We start from the raw sequence: 1,386 nt of genomic DNA on the forward strand, positions 1-1,386 counted from the left end.
CAGCGCTGCCAGTCCCGGGGCCCGGGCGGCGGGACGGGCCCCGGGTTACCGCCGGCGCCCAGCAGCTCGTGCACGGCCGGGTCCGGTACGAGGGCCAGGGCCGGGTCGCCGTGCTCCGGCAGCCCGGCGTCCAGGTAGACGACGCGGGCCACCCGCTCCGGACGCAGGTCGGCCGCGCCCAGCACCGGGTGGATGGCGTAGTCGTGGCCGACCAGCACCACCCGCGGCACGTCGAGGGAGTCGATCAGCCGGACCACGTCCTGGACATGCGTCTCCAGGTCCGCCTCCGGCCGCATGTCCAGTGTCACCGGGTGAGCCCCGGCGCCCTTCCGCCGCAGCGGGCCCACCACCGCGTTCCAGATCCGCCCGTCGGTGAACGGGCCGGAGACCAGCACAAACGCAGACATCAGCGCCTCCAGGCAAGTAGGTCGTCGCGGGTAACGTAGGAACTCCCCCTGAGGGAGGTTCAACCTGTGTCATCGGACGGCACCCTGAGCATCGGCGACCTGGCGGCGCGGGCCCGCACCACGGTCAAGACCATCCGCTTCTACTCCGACCAGGGCCTGCTGCCCGAAGCGGCCCGCAGCGGCGGCGGCCACCGGCGCTACGGGCCGGACGCCCTGGCCCGGCTGCGGACGATCCGGTCGCTGCGCGCCCTCGACGTCCCCGTCCCCGAGATCAAGCGGGTCCTGGAATCCGGCGACGGTCCGGGATCCGGCGACGGCCTGGAAGCCGTGGTGGCACGGCGGTTGGACGACATCGGCGGTCAACTCGCCGCCCTGCGCTGGCGGGAGGCCGCGCTGCGGGTGCTACAGGAGAGCGAACCGGGCCGGTTGGCGGAGCGCCTGGAGCTGATCGGAGCGGTGAACGTGCCGCCCGACACCTCCGCGATCGCCCACTACTGGCGCCGGCTGCTGCCCACCCGGCTGTCCGCCCGGCTCCGCACCGCGGTCACCGAGGCGGCCGTTCCCCAGCCTCCCGCCGACCCCGCCCCGGACCAGGTCCTCGCCTTCGCCCGCCTGCACGCGCTGGCCACGGCCGCCACGGACCACTGCCTCGCCGGCCACCGGCCCGTCACCGAGACCCACCCGGACCTGCTCTACGACGGCCTGCACGAGGCCCACCAACTGGTGGAGGCCGCCGTACGGGCCGGTCGCGCCCCGGGCCCGGGGGAGGCCCTGGACTGCTATGCCGCCGCCTACGCACGGGCCGCCGGCACCCGGGACACCCCCGCCTTCCGTCAGGCGCTGGCGGTCCGCCTCGCCGCCGCGGACCACCCGGTGATGCACCGCTACTGGCACCTGGCCGGGACACTGATACCCGGCCTCACCCTCGGCGCGGCCGACGCCTGGCTCCGTGAGGCGCTGACCGCGGACACGGCGACGG

2 protein-coding genes are annotated in these 1,386 nt (G+C 75.4%); one reads left to right on the forward strand and one right to left on the reverse strand.

Going from position 1 to position 1,386, the window contains the following annotated elements:
* A partial coding sequence (locus H5J33_RS35290) for an alpha/beta fold hydrolase (RefSeq protein WP_181798723.1) occupies positions 1 to 407 on the reverse strand: 407 nt, incomplete at its 3' end.
* A 66-nt stretch (positions 408 to 473) separates the two neighbouring features.
* On the opposite strand from H5J33_RS35290, the gene H5J33_RS35295 reads away from it, so the two are divergent.
* Positions 474 to 1,386: MerR family transcriptional regulator (locus H5J33_RS35295; protein ID WP_181798724.1), on the forward strand; the 913-nt coding region annotated here is incomplete at its 3' end.

The sequence above is a fragment of the Streptomyces sp. WELS2 genome, assembly GCF_013870595.1.
GTDB lineage: Bacteria > Actinomycetota > Actinomycetes > Streptomycetales > Streptomycetaceae > Streptomyces.